The organism is Amycolatopsis sp. NPDC003676, assembly GCF_053587275.1.
In genome coordinates this window covers 1-1,108 of the sequence record NZ_JBSFNS010000390.1, presented here as the reverse complement: position 1 = coordinate 1,108, position 1,108 = coordinate 1, and the positions used below count along the sequence as shown (strand labels likewise).

1 protein-coding gene is annotated in these 1,108 nt (G+C 67.9%); it reads left to right on the top strand.

The annotated features are described in order from the left end of the window. Nucleotides 1-292 precede the first annotated feature (292 nt). Nucleotides 293-1,108 (top strand): acyl-CoA dehydrogenase family protein (locus ACWDNU_RS46660; protein ID WP_449673554.1); only part of this gene is annotated, 816 nt, incomplete at its 3' end.

Below are 1,108 nucleotides of genomic sequence, written 5' to 3'. Positions count from 1 at the left end.
CGCTCGTGTTCGGCCTGGTGGTCACCGCGATCGTGGTCCGCGGCTTCCACTCGATGGCGTGGACGGCTCGCCTATCAGCAGGGCAAGGCGCTCACCGCGGCGACCGGATTCGAACTCGACGACGTCATCGACCCCGCCGACACCCGCGCCTGGATCGCCACCCTGGTCCGGCCGTAAGCCACCCGCCCAGCTCAGCCACCCCAGCTGGGCGGCGTCGACGGAACAGACTTGAAGTTGACGTCAACTTCTAATAGGTTCGCTGACAAGTCACCGCCGATCATCGGGAGCTCCCATGTCGCTGTTCGATCTCTCCGAGCGCGCCGAGAAATACCGCGCCGACCTGCTCGATTTCATGGACGCGCACGTCTACCCCGCCGAACCCGTCTACGAGGAGCAGATGCGGGAGTCCGGTGACCCGCACTTCCAGCCGCCGATCCTCGAGGAGCTCAAGGCCGAGGCCAAGCGACGCGGCCTGTGGAACCTCTTCCACCCGCACCCCGGTCGCGGCCCCGGCCTGACCAACCTCGAGTACGCGCCGCTCGCCGAGATCATGGGCCGCAGCCATCTCGCCTCGGAGGCCTGCAACTGCAACGCCCCCGACACCGGGAACATGGAGGTGCTCGAGCTGTTCGGCACCGAGGAGCACAAGCGCAAGTACCTCGAACCGCTGCTCGACGGCACCATGGCCTCCGCGTTCGCGATGACCGAACCCGGCGTGGCCAGCTCCGACGCCACCAATGTGGAACTGTCGATGGTGCGCGACGGCGACGAGTACGTGCTCAACGGCCGCAAGTGGTTCGCCACCAACGCCCTGCACCGCAACTGCAAGGTCCTGATCGTGATGGGCAAGACCGATCCGACCGCCGCGCCGCACCGGCAGCAGTCGATGATGGTCGTCCCGATCGACGCCCCCGGCGTGACCATCCTGCGCGGCCTGCCGCTGTTCGGCTACCAGGAGCGCGAGGGCCACGCCGAGATCGATTTCGCCGACGTGCGGGTGCCGGTCACCGACGTGCTCAAGGGCGAGGGCGAGGGCTTCGCGATCAGCCAGGCCCGGCTCGGGCCCGGCCGCATCCACCACTGCATGCGCAGCATCGGCATGGCCGAA